The sequence below is a fragment of the Amycolatopsis sp. NPDC031561 genome (genome assembly GCF_055580625.1).
Genome location: NZ_JBVILA010000030.1, coordinates 1 through 15,378, shown reverse-complemented (window position 1 = coordinate 15,378; position 15,378 = coordinate 1). Strand labels below are relative to the sequence as shown.

Sequence of the window (15,378 nt, the reverse complement as noted above, 5' to 3'; positions counted from 1 at the left end):
CACCTTGGCCGGGCGACTACGAAGGAGAAGGTGCCCCCGTGATCATTCTCGGCGTCATCCTGATTGTCATCGGTGTCATCGCCAGCATCCCCGTTCTGTACTCGATCGGGATCGCGCTCGCGGTCATCGGCATCATCCTGGCCGTTCTCGGGAACACCGGGAAGGCCATCGGCGGTCGCGCCCACTGGTTCTGAGCACCGGACCACAGCTGATACCGAGCCCCCGGTACCAGCGTTGAGACAGACCGGGCACCCGGCGTTCCCCTCACGCCGGGTGCCCGGTCTGTTTTCGTTCTCGGCCCATGAGGGCGAAGCACCACGACATGAAGGGGCCCTCCGGCTCCGAGGGGGAGGGAGAGCCGGAGGACCCCGTCATAGTTAACACATTTCCGGCCACGATGTACACGAATGCATACACCTTCGAGTGGCAATCGGTCCCGATCTTCCGAATCGGGCCGGACTGGTGTATTGACCGCCGGTCAAGAAGCCCGCAGCAGCTGCCGGGCCTCCACCACGGCGCAGGTGCAGGCCCCGTCGACGTCGAAACAGTCGATCGTCAGCGTGTGCCGGACGAAGTCGAGGTCGACGCAGCCGTCCTCGCTGCATTCGGTGAAACCACCGTCCAGGTGGACCACGAGGGTTCCGTGACAGTGGTCGAGCCCGCCGGCGCAGAACGCGCACTCCATGCTCATGCCGCCTCCCGCGATCAGATCGAAGATCGCTTCGGAAAAGTTCTCCTCGGTTGCCTTACTACCACCGAGGGACGACAAATCCTGGCATGAGGGCGGCGTGTCGCCGGACCCGGCCGGGTGACACCGGGCACAACAGTCCACAAAGGAGAGTCAGGCGCTCTTCGGGGTTCGCTTGCCGGAGGCGGGTTTCTTGGCCGCGGTGGCCTTCTTGGCCGCCGTCGGCTTCCGGCTCTTCTTCGCCTCGCTCACGCTGGCCTGCAGGGCCTCCATGAGGTCGACGACGTCGGCCTTCGCCCCGACGGCCTTCGGTTTGGTCGTCTCGTTCCCGGCGGCCTTGGCCTCGATCATGGCCTCCAGCGCCTCGCGGTAGGAGTCGTTGTACTTCTCGTGCTCGAACACCGGCTCCGAGAGCGAGTCGATCAGGGAACCCGCCATCGTCAGTTCCTGGGGCCTCACCTGCGGAGGATCGTCGTGCAAGAAGCCGAAGTCCGGGACACGGACCTCGTCGGGCCACAGCATCGTCGTCATCATCAGGACGTCGCTGTGCACCCGCAGGATCGCGAGCGTCTCCCGCTGCCGGATGGCGACCTTCGCGATCGCCACGTGGCTCGCCTTCTCCAGCGCGTCACGCAGGACCACGTACGGCTTGACGGCGTTCTTCTGCGGTTCGAGGTAGTAGGTCTTGTCGAAGTGGATCGGGTCGATGGACTCCAGCGGCACGAACTCGAGCACGTCGATCGCCCGCGACGACGCCAGCGGCAGCTCCGACATGTCCTCGTCGGTGAGCACGACCATCTCGCCGTCGGGCAGTTCGTAGCCCTTGGCGATCTCGGCGTAGGGCACTTCCTCGCCGTCGATCGTGCAGAACCGCTTGTACTGGATGCGGCCGCCGTCGGCCTCGTGCACCTGGCGCAGTGAGACGTTCTTGTTCTCGGTGGCCGCATAGAGCTGGATCGGGATGCTCACCAGCCCGAAGGACACCGAGCCCTTCCACATCGAACGCATCGCGCCGCACCTCCACCGCCGTCACCGACCGTACTCACGCTCGGTAACAACGGTAGCCCGAAACGGCGCACCGCGACAGTCCCGCCAACCCGATCGCGGGACTACCGCGGTCCCCGAATCACGCTTCGGCCAGGTACTTCTCCGCCTTCGCCGGATCGAAGAACCAGTGCTGGAAGTCGGTCGGATCGGAGAACCCGTCCGCGAATCGCTTCGCCACGGCGGGGTTCTCCCCCGCCGCGCCGATGATCTGGAGCACGTGCGGGGGCGGCGGCTGCAGCATCGCGTTGGTCCAGGTCGTCACGTGCTGGGCGTACTCCCAGTACTTCTCGAACGACGCGTTCATCCACTCCTCGTCGAAGGGCTTGTCCCCGCGATCGAGGATCGAGTCCAGATAGGACGCCGCGCAGTGGCTCGCGTTGTTCGAGCCCTGACCGGTGATCGGGTCGTTGGCCACCACGACGTCGGCCATGCCGAGCACCACGGTGCCCGAGGGCAGCTTGCCGACCGCGTTCCGCACGACCGGGGTGTATCCGCCCGCCAGCGTCGACTTCTCGTCGGTCAGCACGGCGTTGCGCGAGCGCTCGTACTCCCACGGGAGGAACTGCTTCATCAGCGAAAGGATCCGGTCGAGATGCTGCTGTGGCGACGGCCGGTCGCCCCAGCAGTCGAGCGGGCCGCCGGGGACGCCCTCGAAGAACAGGATGTCGCAGTTCCCGCTCAGCGTGTACGCGGGGATCATGAACAGCTCGCCGACGCCCGGGATGATGTTGAAGCGCACCGCCGCCTTGTCCGGATGCTCCGGCCGGGGCTCCAGACCGTGCACGTAGGCCAGCGAAAGAGCGCGCTGGGGCTCCGTGTACGGCGACCGCTCCGGGATCCGGTCGAACAGCTGGACCAGCTCACCCTTGCCCGCCGCGATGACCACGAGGTCGTACAGCTTCGCCAGCGGCGCCAGGTCCGAGGTGGTGACGCCGTGGATGACGACCTTGCCGCCGCGGTCCTCCACCAGCTCCAGCCAGGCGGCCATCTTCACCCGCTGGTCCACCGACTGCGCGTAGTGCTCCAACGGGGCGAACCAGTCCAGCACCCGGCTGGAATCGGGTCCGGCGATGGACACGCCGAGTCCTTCGACCCGGACGGTCTCGTCCTCCCACAGGTTCAGCTTGTGGTCCCGCTCGTGCTGCAGGGCGGAGTGGAACATGCACTGGGTCGACATCACCTTGCCGGACCGGATCTCGTCCGGCGTCCGCGCCGACATCACCGTGACGTCGTAGTCGTGGTCCAGCAGGCTCAAGGCGAGTTGCAACCCCGACTGCCCGGCACCGACGATCAGAACCTTGCGCATCCTCGACATTCCTCCCAGAGAACCGTCAGCTGAGGGCGAACTCGCGGCCCGGCCCGGAGACCACCGCGAGGGACAACGTGTGCGTCACGAGTTCCTGCAGGGTCGCGACCGTGGACTTCGGATCGCGGGCGTCGCAGGTGACCAGCGGGATGTCCGGGGACAGCGCGAGGGCGTCGCGGACCTCTTCGAGGTCGTGCACCGGCATCCCCTCGAACTGGTTGACCGCGACGATGAACGGCAGGTCGGAGTCGTTCTCGAAGTAGTTGATCGCCGCGAACGACTGGTCGATCCGGCTGGTGTCGACCAGCACGACGGCGCCGAGCGCGCCGCGCGAGAGGTCGTCCCAGAGGAACCAGAACCGGGCCTGGCCGGGCGTGCCGAACAGGTACAGGAGCAGGTCTTCGCGGAGGGTGATCCGGCCGAAGTCCATCGCGACCGTGGTGGTGGACTTGGTTCCGGGCGGCACGAGCTCGTCGACCCCGGCGCCCGCCTCGGTCATCCAAGCCTCGTTGCTCAGGGGCGGGACCTCGGAGACGGCGCCGACGAACGTCGTCTTGCCCACGCCGAATCCACCGGCGACGACGATCTTGGCGGAGATCGCCAGCAGATCGGCGTCAGACCGGGAGGCGCTTGAGTCCATCGAGGATCCTCTCGAGCACGTTCGTATCGTGGTTGTAGGCGTGGGCCGTCGGGTGCACGAAGACGGCGCCCTGGGTGGCGAGGTCGCCGATGAGCACGCGGACCACGCCCAGCGGCAGGTCCAGTCCCACCGAAAGCTCGGCGATCGACGAGCGTTCGCGGGCGCGCTCGTACAGCGAACGCGATTCGGGCATCAGCGCTTCGGACAGCGCCGGGTCGTAGCGCGGGACCGAGATCAGGGTCTCCACCAGCAGCAGGTGGCTGCTCTTGGTGCGGCCGCCGGTCAGCGCGTACGGCCGGATTCTGCGGCTGCGCATCTTGACCGGCCGGTCCGGAGCTTGGTCGCTGGACACGGTCATCCCTTCCTTCTCCGGATTCTCAGGCCTGCGGCCGTCGGGCGGTCAGGACCTGCCGGAGTCCCGCTCGCACCTCGGGAGTGAGGGCGTGGCCGGCGTTGGTGATGAACTGGGTCATCTCGTAGGCGACGACCTTCATGTCGCAGTCGGGTTCGGTGAGCACGGCGAGCCCCGCCTCGGCGCCGATCCCCATGAACAGGAAGTACCCGCGGGTGAGCCGGATGATGATCTGCTCGCAGTTGCCCTTGCCGAACAGCGCGGCGCTGTTGCCCGCGAGGCTGAGCAAGCCGCTCGCGATGGCGGCGAGCTGCTCGGCGTCGTCACTGGACACCGATTCCGAAGCGGTCAAAGGGAAACCGTCGACGGACATGATCAGCGCGTGACTCGCGCCATGCACCTTGCGCACGAAGTCGTCGAGCAGCCACGTGAAATCCGTGGTCGCGTCCTGGGCGGTCACTGGGTGTTTCCTCCGGTCTCACGCTCGTGCCGGTCGTCGAGGGCGGCGCGCTCGCCGTCGGAGAAGGCATCGAGGTCGGCCAACAGCGCCTCGTGCCCGTCCGCCGCGTCGGCGGGCGGGGTGGTCGGCGGGGCCGGTTCGTCGGGCAATGTCCTGATACTGCGGGAAACCCGGCGCGGCAGGCCGCTCGCCGTGGTCCCGCCGTCGGCGGGCGGGACGGCCGTGCGCGGACGCGGGCTGGGCTTGCGTTCCGGTTCCGATGTCGTCGGCGCGGCCGGGCGCCGCCTCGGCAGCGTGGACGTCGTCGCGGTGGCGGTTCCCACGTGTGTTCCGTTGGTGATCCTCGTCTGCGGCAGTACCACCGTCTGCGAACCGGACCACTGCTTCTCGGCCAGTTCCGAGACCACCGGCACCGGCAGCAGCACGGTGGCGACCGTGCCGTGCGGGGTACGGCGGTCGAGTTTGACGGTGATCTCGTGCCGGTCGGCGAGCCTGCCGACGACCGCGAGTCCCATGTGCCGCACCGAATCGTCGTCGAGCACGGGACCGGCGGCCAGGCGTTCGTTCAGCACCGCGAGGCGTTCCGGCGGCATGCCGATGCCTTCGTCCTCGATGCGGATCAGCACGCTCCCCTGTTCGGTGAGGTGCGCGCTGACGCTGACCGGCGAACTCGGCGACGACTGGTTCGCCGCGTTGTCGAACAGTTCCGCGAGGATCCGGCTGACGTCCTCGGCGGCGAATCCGACGACGCCGAGCGAAACGACGCGGCCGATGGTGATCCGCGAGTAGTGGTCGATCGACGACATCGCGGCCCGCATCACGTCGAGCACGGACGAGATCCCGGCCGCCGTGTCGTCGGCGTCCCGCCCGGCGAGCACGCGCAGGTTCTCGGCGTTGCGCCGCAAGCGGGTCGCCAGATGGTCGAGCCGGTAGAGCTCGGCGAGACGGTCGGCGTTCTCCTCCCCCGCCTCCATCGTCTCCAGCTGCGCGAGCAACTGGTCGAGCAGATTGAGGTCGCGCAACGCGACATTGGAGCAGACGCCGGCGAGCGCGCCGGCGTCCGGCGCTTCCACGGCCGGCCGCTGCTCCACCACCGGTTCGACGGCGGGCGCCCCGGAGGAGGGGGCGTGCCGGGGCGGCGCGGCGAGGAACTGAGCCGCGGCGACCCGGGAGCGGTCCAGAAGAACCCGTGAGCGGTCAAGCAAGCCTCGAGCCCGCGTCACCATGTGCTTCCACTTCTTTCTCTTCGCGTACCCGGACTCGTCTGCAACTCCCCAGTGACAACGTCCGACATGCAAGCAGACGGAACAACCGGTGTCCACAACCGGTTTCCGTTCAACCGCTGGCAGTGACGTGGTAACGAAAGCGTTGCGGCTGGTGAGCGGTGCACACTAGGCCATTCGGCTCAATTTCCCGATCGCTCACCCACCTTGGTGTCCGAAAAGTGCGGAGTGCGCATAAATTTGCGCGCCCCGCAACTTTTGCCTACCCTTACCGTCGTGACCACCGACTCGGCCGCCCCTCTCGGACTGCGCGAACGCAAGAAGCGCGCGGCTCGTCGCGCCATGAGCGAGGCAGCGCTCAAGCTCGCCATGGAGAAGGGCGTCGAGCAGGTCCGCGTCGAGGACATCGCCGGCGCCGTGGGGGTGTCGCCGCGCACGTTCAACAACTACTTCTCCAGCAAGGAAGAGGCGATCTGCTCGTTCATCGTCGAACGGCAGGAACTCCTGCGGGAGGCGCTGCGCGAGCGGCCCTCGGGAGAATCCTTGTGGGAAGCGGTCGGCGCCGCGACGCTGGAGGCCTACAGCAAGCTGGGAGAACCGGATCGCGGTTCGGTGGAGCTGGCCCGGTCACTGCTCCTGCACCCGTCGATGCAGGGCGAGTTCCTCAAGGCGCACGCCAAGGTCGAACAGGTGCTGGCCGACGCCATCCTGGAACGTGCGGGCGCGAGCGCGGAAAACGCGTTGAACTCGCGGCTCATGGCGGCGATCGTGGAGTCCGCGGTGAAGACCGCGTTCTTCAGCTGGCTGGTCAACGAGGGGTCCGGACCGTTCCTGGAAACGCTCGGCGTCCTTTTGCGCGAGGCGGCCGCGGGTGTCCCGTCACTCACCGGACCCGAACCGGTGAAGAAACCGAAGAAGCAGTAACACCCTACCCACCACTGGGGAGAAACCGTTGTGCTGACGAAGTTGTTGCGCACTCACCTGCGCCCGTACCGGCGAGACCTGTGGCTGATCGTGCTGCTGCAGTTCGTCCAGACCCTCGCCGGGCTCTACCTGCCCACGCTGAACGCCGACATCATCGACGACGGCGTGGTCAAGGGCGACATCGACTACATCCTCGGCGTCGGCGGCGTGATGCTGCTGGTGTCGCTGGTGCAGATCGCCTGCTCGATCGGCGCCGTCTACTACGGCGCCCGCACCGCCATGGCCGTCGGCCGCGACGTCCGCGGCGCGATCTTCCACCGGGTCCAGGACTTCTCCGCCCGCGAGGTCGGCCAGTTCGGGACGCCGTCGCTGATCACCCGCACCACCAACGACGTCCAGCAGGTGCAGATGCTGACGTTGATGGCGTTCACGCTGATGGTGTCCGCGCCGATCATGTGCTTCGGCGGCATCATCATGGCGCTCAACCAGGACGTCACGCTCTCGTGGCTGCTGGTGGTCGTCGTGCCGATCCTCGGCGTCTCGGTCGGGATCATCATCGCGAAGATGCGGCCCGCGTTCCGGCTGATGCAGGAGCGGATCGACAAGATCAACCAGATCCTGCGCGAGCAGATCATGGGCATCCGCGTGATCCGGGCCTTCGTCAAGGACACCCATGAGCGGCGGCGGTTCACCAAGGCGAACACCGAACTGCTCGACGTCTCCCTGATCGTCGGCAGGCTCATGGCGCTGATGTTCCCCATCGTCATGCTCGTGATGAACGCCTCCAGCGTCGCCGTGCTGTGGTTCGGCGGGTTGCGCATCGACGACGGCAGCATGCAGATCGGCGCGCTGACCGCGTTCCTGTCCTACCTCATGCAGATCCTGATGGCGGTCATGATGGCCACCTTCATGTTCATGATGGTGCCGCGCGCCGAAGTCAGCGCCGAGCGCATCACCGAGGTGCTCGACACCCACACCAGCGTCGTCCTGCCGACGAACCCGATCAGCCCCGGTGAGGTGCACGGGCGACTGGAACTGTCCGATGTGGAGTTCCGCTACCCCGGCGCGGAAAAGCCGGTGCTGCAGGAGATCTCACTGCTGGCCATGCCCGGTGAGACGACCGCGATCATCGGCAGCACGGGCAGCGGCAAGACCACGCTGCTCAACCTGATCCCCCGGCTGATGGACGCCACCGACGGCTCCGTGCTCGTCGACGGCGTCGACGTCCGAGAACTGGATCCGACCGTGCTGTCCGACGCCGTCGGGCTGGTGCCGCAGAAGCCGTACCTGTTCGCCGGGACGGTCGCGAGCAACCTCCGGTACGGCAAGTCCGACGCCACCGACGAGGAACTGTGGCATGCGCTGAAAGTGGCGCAGGGCAAGGACTTCGTCGAGCGGATGCCCGAGGGACTGGACTCCCCCATCGCCCAGGGCGGGACCAACGTCTCGGGCGGCCAGCGGCAGCGGCTCGCGATCGCGCGGATGCTGGTGCGGCGTCCCGAGATCTACCTCTTCGACGACTCCTTCTCCGCGCTCGACTACGCGACCGACGCCGCGCTGCGGCGGGCGCTGGTGGCCGAGACCGCCGAGGCCACCGTGGTCATCGTCGCGCAGCGGGTCAGCACGATCCGCCACGCCGACCGCATCGTCGTCATCGACGAAGGCCGCGTCGTCGGCAACGGCACCCATACCGAACTCATGGAGAGCAACGAAACCTACCGGGAGATCGTGCTGTCCCAGCTGACCGAGCAGGAGGCCGCCTGATGAGCGCGCCCGAATCCACCACAGAATCGAGTACCCCGGCGAAACCCGCGGGCGAGCGCGCGAGCGCGGCACGAGGGCCAGGGCCCGGCGGAGGCGGCTTCGGCCGCGGTCCCGCCGCCTTCATGGGCGGGCCGTCCGTCGAGAAGGCACTGGACTTCAAGGGATCCCTGAAACGGCTGTTGCGGCTGCTGCAGCCGCAACGCGCCGTGTTGTACGGCATTTTGGCGTTCGGCGTCGCCAGCGTCGCGCTGAGCGTCATCGGCCCGAAGATTCTCGGCATGGCGACGGACCTCATCTTCGCGGGGGTCGTCGCGAAGGACATGCCCGCGGGGGTGAGCAAGGAAGAGGTCATCGCCGGCCTGCGGGCGAAGGGCGACAACACGCTCGCCGACATGTTCTCGGCGATCGACTTCGTGCCTGGCCAGCGTATCGACATCGACGCCGTCGGCCAGGTCCTGATGTGGGTGCTGCTGCTCTACATCGTGGCGTCGTTCTTCGCCCTGCTGCAGGCGAGGCTGACCACGAACCTGGTCCAGCGCGCGGTGTTCGAGCTGCGGGAGAAGATCGAGGAGAAGTTCGCCAAGCTCCCGCTGAGTTACTTCGACCGCCAGCCGCGCGGTGAGGTGCTGAGCCGGGCCACCAACGACATCGACAACCTCGCGCAATCGCTGCAGCAGACGCTCGCGCAGATCGTGTCTTCGCTGCTGATGGTGGTCGGCGTGCTCGCGATGATGTTCGTCATCTCGCCGCTGCTGGCGCTGGTCGCGCTGCTCTCGGTGCCCGCTTCGGTGATCGTCGCGGCGAAGATCGGCAAGAAGGCGCAGCCGCAGTTCATCAAGCAGTGGTCCACCACCGGACGGCTCAACGCGCATATCGAGGAGATGTACACCGGGCACTCGCTGGTCAAGGTGTTCGGCCGCCGCGAGGAGGCCGAGAAGGTCTTCCGCGAGCACAACGACACGCTCTACGGCGCGAGCTTCCGGGCGCAGTTCATCTCGGGCACCATCCAGCCCGCGATGATGTTCATCGGCAACCTGAGCTACGTGCTGGTGGCCGTGATCGGCGCGCTGCGGGTGGCTTCCGGGACGTTGTCGCTCGGCGACGTCCAGGCGTTCATCCAGTATTCACGGCAGTTCAGCCAGCCGGTCACGCAGATCGCCAGCATGGCGAACCTGCTGCAGTCCGGGATCGCGTCCGCGGAGCGGGTCTTCGCGCTGCTCGACGCGGACGAGCAGGAACCCGAGCCCGCCGAACCCGCGCGGGTGGGCGACGTGCGCGGCCAGGTCGAGTTCGAGCACGTGTCGTTCCGGTACACCCCGGACACCCCGCTCATCGAGGACCTGTCGCTCACCGTCGAGCCGGGGCACACCGTCGCCATCGTCGGCCCGACCGGCGCGGGGAAGACCACCCTGGTCAACCTGCTCATGCGGTTCTACGAACTCGACGGCGGCCGGATCACCCTCGACGGTGTCGACATCGCCGAGATGGACCGCGAGGACCTGCGGTCCAAAACCGGCATGGTGCTGCAGGACGCGTGGCTGTTCGGCGGGACGATCGCGGAGAACATCGCCTATGGTTCCGCGGACGCGACGCAGGAGGAGATCGTCGCGGCGGCCAAGGCGACCCACGTCGACCGGTTCGTCCGTACCCTCCCGGAGGGCTACGAAACGGTGATCGACGACGAGGGCGGCACGGTCAGCGCGGGTGAGAAACAGCTGATCACCGTCGCGCGGGCGTTCCTGGCGAAACCCGCGATCCTCATCCTCGACGAGGCCACCAGTTCGGTCGACACCCGGACCGAGGTGCTGATCCAGCGGGCGATGAATTCGCTGCGCGAGGGGCGGACGAGTTTCGTCATCGCGCACCGGCTCTCCACCATCCGCGACGCGGACGTCATCCTCGTGATGGAGGACGGCTCGATCGTCGAGCAGGGCGATCACGAAACGCTGCTGCTCACCGGTGGTGCGTACTCGCGGCTCTACGCGGCCCAGTTCGCGGAGGCGCTCGCCGAGACCGACTGAACCGCGGTGAATCGAAGGCCCCTTTTCCTGCTTTCATCGGAGGAAAAGGGGCCTTCGTCCCCCGTCCGGACCGTGAACGGCGCTAGGCTTGCGTGAACGGATCCGGAGAGGGGTGCGCTGGCCGACCATGGCGGAGAAACTCGGCGAATACCGCCGTAAGCGCAAACCGGGACGGACACCCGAACCCATTCCGGAACGCGACGGGGACGGCGGAACCCCGGCGGGGGCGGACGATCTCTTCGTCATCCAGGAACACCACGCGAGCAGCCTGCACTGGGACGTCCGGCTGGAGCGGGACGGGGTGCTGGTCTCCTGGGCGGTGCCGAAAGGCCTGCCGATGTCACCGGATCTCGAACGCCTCGCCGTGCACACCGAAGACCACCCGATGGACTATCTCACCTTCGAAGGCGAGATTCCGGCCGGTGAATACGGCGGCGGCACCATGACGATCTGGGACACCGGCCGGTACGAAACGCTGCACTTCAACGACCACAAGGTCGAGATCGTCTTCCACGGGAAACGGGCGCGCGGGAAATACCTGTTCCTGAACGTGAAGAAGGACGGGAACGACCGCGGCTGGCTGCTCAAACGACTCGATCCGGCCGATCCCGGCCGCACGGAACTGCCCCCGTTCCTCGCCCCGATGCTGACCAAACCGGGGCGCCTTCCCTCGACCGGCGAAGACACGGAATGGGCCTACGAATTCGACTGGTCGGGGCGCCGCACCCTGATCCGGGTGTCCGGCGGCCGGATCACCGCCTACGACGATTCGGGCGACGACGTCACCGGGCTGTACCCCGAATTCCGCGGACTGGGCGAGCAACTCGGTGCCGCCGATGCTTTTCTCGACGGGGAAATCGTCGTCTTCGACGGCGGGAAGCCGAGTCCGGACGGGCTCGGGCACCGTGCGCGGGCCACGAAGAGTTCCGCGAAACGGCTCGTCCCCCGGTTTCCGGCGTTCTATCTGGTGAACGATCTCCTGCATCTGGACGGCCGGTCCTGTGTCGAGTCGCCCTATGTCGAGCGTCGAGAACTCCTCGAAGGCCTCGGTCTCGCCGGACCGCATTGGCAGGTCCCCCGGTACTACCGCGGCGACGGTGGCGCGGTCGCGCGGGCGGCCCGCGAACACGGGCTCGCCGGCGTCATCGCGAAACGCGCCGACTCCGCGTACCACCAGGGAAGGCGTACCGGGGAATGGCTTTCCATCATCGGCGCGAGGGTCCAGCAGGTGGTGCTGGGCGGCTGGCGGCCGGGTGGCGGCAGCCGGGCGGACACGTTCAGTTCGCTGCTGCTCGGCGTCCCGCACGAGGATGGCCTGCGGTACATCGGGAACGTCGGCGTCGGCTTCGCGGGCGACGAGCTGGAGGAGCTGTCACAGCGGCTGTTCCGCTTGGAGCGCAAGACATCCCCGTTTCGCTCCGTACCGGAAAAACAGGCGCGGGACGCGCATTGGTCGCGGCCGACCATCGTCGGCGAGGTCGTCTTCGGCGGCTGGACCGACGGGGGCTGCCTGCGCAATCCGCGCTGGCGTGGCCTGCTGCCGGACGTCGCCGCCGACGAGGTCGAACTCGACGGCTAGATATGGACGTCCTCGACGTCCCAACGGACGTCGAGATCGGCTCCGACCCCGCTGATGTCCAGAATCCGCGACACCAAGGCGGTCTTCACGATCACCGAGAGCCGCCGCGACGCGGCATTGGCCTCCTCCAGCGCGTGCAATCCGGCGCAACTGAGGAAACCAACGCCGGAAAGGTCGAGGATCACGTGCTTTTCCGTGACACACGCACCGCTGAGTTCGACGCGGAACCGGCCGACGGTGGCCGCGTCGATCTCCCCCACCGCGGTGAGGATGACGATGCCGTCCTTGCGGCGGGTGGTGGTCACGGCCAGGGGCTGCGATTCGCCGGGTACGCGCTGGCCAGGCAACATGGGGGCGCCTCTCTCCAGACCACCAAGTTCCCACTGACGGTACTCAGCGGCGGCGAGAGGTCAACCCTGGTACCTCATCGAAGCCAATTCGGGCGGGAACCTTTACGCACCGTTTGCCATTCTCCGGCGAAACGCCGGTGCGCGGCCTCGGCCGTCGCGACCGAACGACCGTGCAGGAGGCCATAAGTGAAAGCGTTTTCGCTCTCGGCGTAGGCGCGGAGGCCGAGAAGCCGCAAGACCTCCCGGGTGACCACTACGTCGTGATGGATACCGAGAGTGGTTTGCACCGCCTTGACGTTCTTCCGCCATTTTCGAAGCTTCTTGCCAGTCACCGGCTGGACCGTCTCCGCGGCGTACCGGGCGCGTTTGGCCTTCTTACGCACCTCGTGCAACGCGGCGTCCTGCTCCAGACCGGGCCGCAAGGCCGCCGCGACCGCGACCGCGTCCCGCAGCTTCCGGTCCGAACGAGCGACCGCCTTGCGCAGCTCCTTCTTGCCGTCCTTGATCTTCTTGGGCTTGCCGACGAGCTTTTCCAGTGCCCGCAACAGATCCGTGTACCGCTTGCTGTCGAGCGCCCGGATGGCCCGGGCCTTGGCCTCTTCGGCCTCGCGCGAGAAGTGCCGCGTCATCAGCTGCCCGACGTTGCCGAGCACCAGCTCGGCCGGAAGCGCCTTGACCTCCTCGTGCAGCCGCTCCGCCATCACCTCGTTGTCCCTCGCCGGCCCGAGTTCGCCACCGAGCCACCGCAGCTCGGTGGCGAGCCCGTTCGCGACGTCGGCGTCGAGTGAACGCCGGAACGTCTTCAGTGCACTCCGCAGCCGCCTGGCGGCGACCCGCATCTGGTGCACCGAGTCCTCGACGTCCCGGCGAACCCCGATGTCGTTGCGGCGCAGCGCGTCCAGCTGCTCGGCGAAGTAGTCCGCCAGTACCGAACCGGACGCACCCGCGGCCGACGGGACGAGCTCGTCCGTCAACCGCCGGAGCTTCGACGGCCACCTCGACCGCTTCGCGCCCGCGTTCACGACGGCCCGGTCCAGACTGTCGAGCACGTCGGGATCGGTCCCGGGCGAAAGTTCGATCTCGATCTCCCGCCAGCGGTCGAGGTGCGCCTTCTCCCCGCCCGCCTCGCCGGTGACGACGTCGTCGGTCAGCGTCGCGACCTCACGGCCTTCCGCGTCGAGGAGGGCGTACGAAGTCCGCTCGGTGCGCAGGTGTGCGGCCTGGACGAGTTTGGCGCCGAGAGTGCGCGCACGGACCAGTCTCGCCAGCGCGCCGGGCACCTTGTCCGGCTTGCCCGACAGCGGGAGGCGGAGTTCCTCGCGCCTGTCCTCGCTGACCGGGAGCTTGAGATGCCAGCCCTCGTCGCTCCCGCCAAGCCTCCGCCGCAGCGTGATACCCGCCTGCGCGAGCCGGAAGTCGGGAGTGTCGAAGTACGTGGCGTCGAGAACGTCGACCCTCGGATCGGCCTGGTTCGTCACGGGACCGGCCGGGACCAGCGGCGGGATGGGCCTGTCGGCCGCCAAGTCGTACTTCCGCTCGATCTCCGCCTCGGCGACCGGGGCACCGTCCTGCGTCTTCGTCACCACGAACTCCTCCTCTTCGGCTACCAGGAAGGACTACCCCGCAAAGAGGCGGCGGGAAACCCCGATCGGGTCATTCGTCCATCCGGTCGTACCGGTCCGCCCACTCGGCGAGCATTTGACGCGACCTCTCCGCTGTCAGGGTATCGCTTTCCAGACGCGCGACGAGCGAATAGTACGCCTCGACCGCCACCCGGTCGTCGATGAACACTCCGGCCGCGTAGGAATCCGTGTACACCACCGCCGGATGTTCCGTGAATTCCATGATGGCGAAGGAACTCTCGATTGTTCTGCTCACTTCGTTGCTTTCGGGGACGATTCGAATGGAGCAATAGGGCAGGTTCGCCGACAGGACGAGGTGGAGCAGTTGCTCGTGCATGATCCGCGGTCCGCCGATGACCGACCGCAGCGCGCGCTCGTGGACGTAGAACCGGCACTGGGGCGGACGATCCCGCCGCAGCAGCTTCTGCCGCTCCATCCGGGCGTTCACGGCCTGGTCCAACTGGGCCTGACCGCGGTTGCCGATCAGTTCGTAGGTGGTGCGGGCGTACTGTTCGGTCTGCAGCAGTCCGGGGAGCGTCAACGACTCGTAGCGCACCACCGTATGCGCGAGATTCTCTTGGATAGCCAGGGATTTCATCGGATCGACGAGTTCGTCGAAGTACGGTCGCACCCAGTACAGGTCGCTGCCCGGCTGCGTCAGTTCCAGCAGCAGGTCACGCTCGGGCTCCGCCTCGCCGCAGGTCGCGAGATACAGCGCCGCGTCCACCACGGACAGCTCGCGCAGCCCCTGTTCCCACCTCGTGACCTTGCTCTGCAACCAGCCGTTACGGCGGCTGACGTCGGCTCCGCTGAAGTGCCCGCGCTGCCGGAACGCCTTCATGCGGTGGCCCAGTTCCCGGGTCCGCGCCGTCGAATCCTTCTCAACCATGCGGGCCAAACTAGGGCCGAACTCCGGCCGCGCAGTGATTGCCACGCGGTAATTCACCTCAACTGCTGATAACTTGCGCTCGCGCATTCCTGCGAAGCGCTGCTTCGCGAGCGAAGCAGCTTCGCTCGCGAAGGGTTCTTTAAGTTTATAGCGCAAGAAAGGAATGGGGTCGAGCTATTCGGAAGTGGAAATGTTGCGGAGCCGGACGAGGGCACCGCTCCGATCGACTGTCCGTGACGCTCGCCGCGGCTCCGGTTGCCCGGCACCAGAAGCGCGGCGCGTGAAGAACCCCTTCACTGCGTCTAGCGCAAGGAAGGGGTCCTTCACGTACTTCCAGCAAGCACCACATGCCACCCGGCACGAGCTTCGAAGAACGCTGACTCACGGCCGGAGCCTCGTGAGTGGTAAGGACGGTTAGAACCGTCTGTCCTGTTTCAGGGCCTCACGGACAGATGTGTTTCAGCACATGTCGGACAGTTTTGGGTTGGTCAGTGGTTGGTAGCGTACTGATCT

15 protein-coding genes are annotated in these 15,378 nt (G+C 67.1%); 5 read left to right on the top strand and 10 right to left on the bottom strand.

The features are described from left to right. The first annotated feature begins 38 nt into the window (after positions 1-38). Positions 39-194 carry a DUF6131 family protein gene (locus ACZ5IK_RS38710; protein WP_167480014.1) on the top strand — a complete coding sequence of 52 codons (156 nt, stop codon included), beginning with the start codon at positions 39-41 and terminating at the stop codon, positions 192-194. Positions 195-478: 284 nt separating this feature from the next. Here the strand turns inward: ACZ5IK_RS38710 and ACZ5IK_RS38705 are convergent, their stop codons facing one another. From ACZ5IK_RS38705 to ACZ5IK_RS38675, 7 genes are all read right to left on the bottom strand, one after another. After that, a complete protein-coding gene (locus ACZ5IK_RS38705; RefSeq protein WP_465492212.1) occupies positions 479-691 on the bottom strand; it encodes a hypothetical protein in 213 nt (70 codons plus the stop codon). Positions 692-841: 150 nt separating this feature from the next. Continuing rightward, on the bottom strand, positions 842-1,696 hold the full coding sequence (gene ku / locus ACZ5IK_RS38700; RefSeq protein ID WP_101607387.1) for a non-homologous end joining protein Ku: 855 nt from the start codon (positions 1,694-1,696) through the stop codon (positions 842-844). Positions 1,697-1,814: 118 nt separating this feature from the next. Continuing rightward, complete coding sequence (locus tag ACZ5IK_RS38695; protein ID WP_465492211.1) at positions 1,815-3,041, bottom strand: styrene monooxygenase/indole monooxygenase family protein; 1,227 nt, start codon at positions 3,039-3,041, stop codon at positions 1,815-1,817. 25 nt (positions 3,042-3,066) lie between these two features. Beyond that, positions 3,067-3,681 (bottom strand): GTP-binding protein, encoded by a 615-nt coding sequence (locus ACZ5IK_RS38690; RefSeq protein WP_101607386.1) that lies wholly within the window; start codon positions 3,679-3,681, stop codon positions 3,067-3,069. Beyond that, positions 3,656-4,039 (bottom strand): DUF742 domain-containing protein, encoded by a 384-nt coding sequence (locus ACZ5IK_RS38685; RefSeq protein ID WP_101607385.1) that lies wholly within the window; start codon positions 4,037-4,039, stop codon positions 3,656-3,658. The genes ACZ5IK_RS38690 and ACZ5IK_RS38685 overlap by 26 nt, the downstream gene beginning before the upstream one ends. 19 nt (positions 4,040-4,058) lie before the next feature. Next, positions 4,059-4,493 (bottom strand): roadblock/LC7 domain-containing protein, encoded by a 435-nt coding sequence (locus ACZ5IK_RS38680; RefSeq protein WP_005159022.1) that lies wholly within the window; start codon positions 4,491-4,493, stop codon positions 4,059-4,061. Then, complete coding sequence (locus ACZ5IK_RS38675) at positions 4,490-5,719, bottom strand: sensor histidine kinase (RefSeq protein ID WP_465492210.1); 1,230 nt, start codon at positions 5,717-5,719, stop codon at positions 4,490-4,492. Before ACZ5IK_RS38675 ends, ACZ5IK_RS38680 begins: the two co-directional genes overlap by 4 nt. Before the next feature lie 273 nt (positions 5,720-5,992). Between ACZ5IK_RS38675 and ACZ5IK_RS38670 the strand changes: the two genes are divergently transcribed. The 4 genes from ACZ5IK_RS38670 (at position 5,993) to ACZ5IK_RS38655 (ending at position 12,004) form a co-directional block, all read left to right on the top strand. After that, a complete protein-coding gene (locus ACZ5IK_RS38670; protein WP_465492209.1) occupies positions 5,993-6,640 on the top strand; it encodes a TetR/AcrR family transcriptional regulator in 648 nt (215 codons plus the stop codon). A 30-nt stretch (positions 6,641-6,670) separates the two neighbouring features. After that, positions 6,671-8,404 (top strand): ABC transporter ATP-binding protein, encoded by a 1,734-nt coding sequence (locus ACZ5IK_RS38665; protein ID WP_465492208.1) that lies wholly within the window; start codon positions 6,671-6,673, stop codon positions 8,402-8,404. Next, positions 8,404-10,425 (top strand): ABC transporter ATP-binding protein, encoded by a 2,022-nt coding sequence (locus ACZ5IK_RS38660; RefSeq protein ID WP_465492207.1) that lies wholly within the window; start codon positions 8,404-8,406, stop codon positions 10,423-10,425. The genes ACZ5IK_RS38665 and ACZ5IK_RS38660 overlap by 1 nt, the downstream gene beginning before the upstream one ends. Before the next feature lie 112 nt (positions 10,426-10,537). Continuing rightward, positions 10,538-12,004, top strand: a complete 1,467-nt coding sequence (locus ACZ5IK_RS38655; protein ID WP_465492289.1) for a DNA polymerase ligase N-terminal domain-containing protein — start codon at positions 10,538-10,540, stop codon at positions 12,002-12,004. Here the strand turns inward: ACZ5IK_RS38655 and ACZ5IK_RS38650 are convergent. From ACZ5IK_RS38650 to ACZ5IK_RS38640, 3 genes are all read right to left on the bottom strand, one after another. Next, positions 12,001-12,309, bottom strand: a complete 309-nt coding sequence (locus tag ACZ5IK_RS38650; RefSeq protein WP_465492206.1) for an STAS domain-containing protein — start codon at positions 12,307-12,309, stop codon at positions 12,001-12,003. The two genes, ACZ5IK_RS38655 and ACZ5IK_RS38650, sit on opposite strands and share 4 nt — an antisense overlap. Before the next feature lie 119 nt (positions 12,310-12,428). Next, complete coding sequence (locus ACZ5IK_RS38645; protein WP_465492205.1) at positions 12,429-13,937, bottom strand: CYTH and CHAD domain-containing protein; 1,509 nt, start codon at positions 13,935-13,937, stop codon at positions 12,429-12,431. Between the two features lie 70 nt (positions 13,938-14,007). Further along, a complete protein-coding gene (locus ACZ5IK_RS38640; protein WP_465492204.1) occupies positions 14,008-15,021 on the bottom strand; it encodes a helix-turn-helix domain-containing protein in 1,014 nt (337 codons plus the stop codon). Positions 15,022-15,378 lie beyond the last annotated feature (357 nt).

Excerpts from the sequence above, each read along its gene's own strand:
- ACZ5IK_RS38685 (WP_101607385.1), bottom strand. The coding sequence starts at position 4,039 with ATGACCGTGTCCAGCGACCAAGCTCCGGACCGGCCGGTCAAGATGCGC.
- ACZ5IK_RS38660 (WP_465492207.1), top strand. The coding sequence starts at position 8,404 with ATGAGCGCGCCCGAATCCACCACAGAATCGAGTACCCCGGCGAAACCC.
- ACZ5IK_RS38705 (WP_465492212.1), bottom strand. The coding sequence starts at position 691 with ATGAGCATGGAGTGCGCGTTCTGCGCCGGCGGGCTCGACCACTGTCAC.
- ACZ5IK_RS38675 (WP_465492210.1), bottom strand. The coding sequence starts at position 5,719 with ATGGTGACGCGGGCTCGAGGCTTGCTTGACCGCTCACGGGTTCTTCTG.
- ACZ5IK_RS38690 (WP_101607386.1), bottom strand. The coding sequence starts at position 3,681 with ATGGACTCAAGCGCCTCCCGGTCTGACGCCGATCTGCTGGCGATCTCC.
- ku (WP_101607387.1), bottom strand. The coding sequence starts at position 1,696 with ATGCGTTCGATGTGGAAGGGCTCGGTGTCCTTCGGGCTGGTGAGCATC.
- ACZ5IK_RS38695 (WP_465492211.1), bottom strand. The coding sequence starts at position 3,041 with ATGCGCAAGGTTCTGATCGTCGGTGCCGGGCAGTCGGGGTTGCAACTC.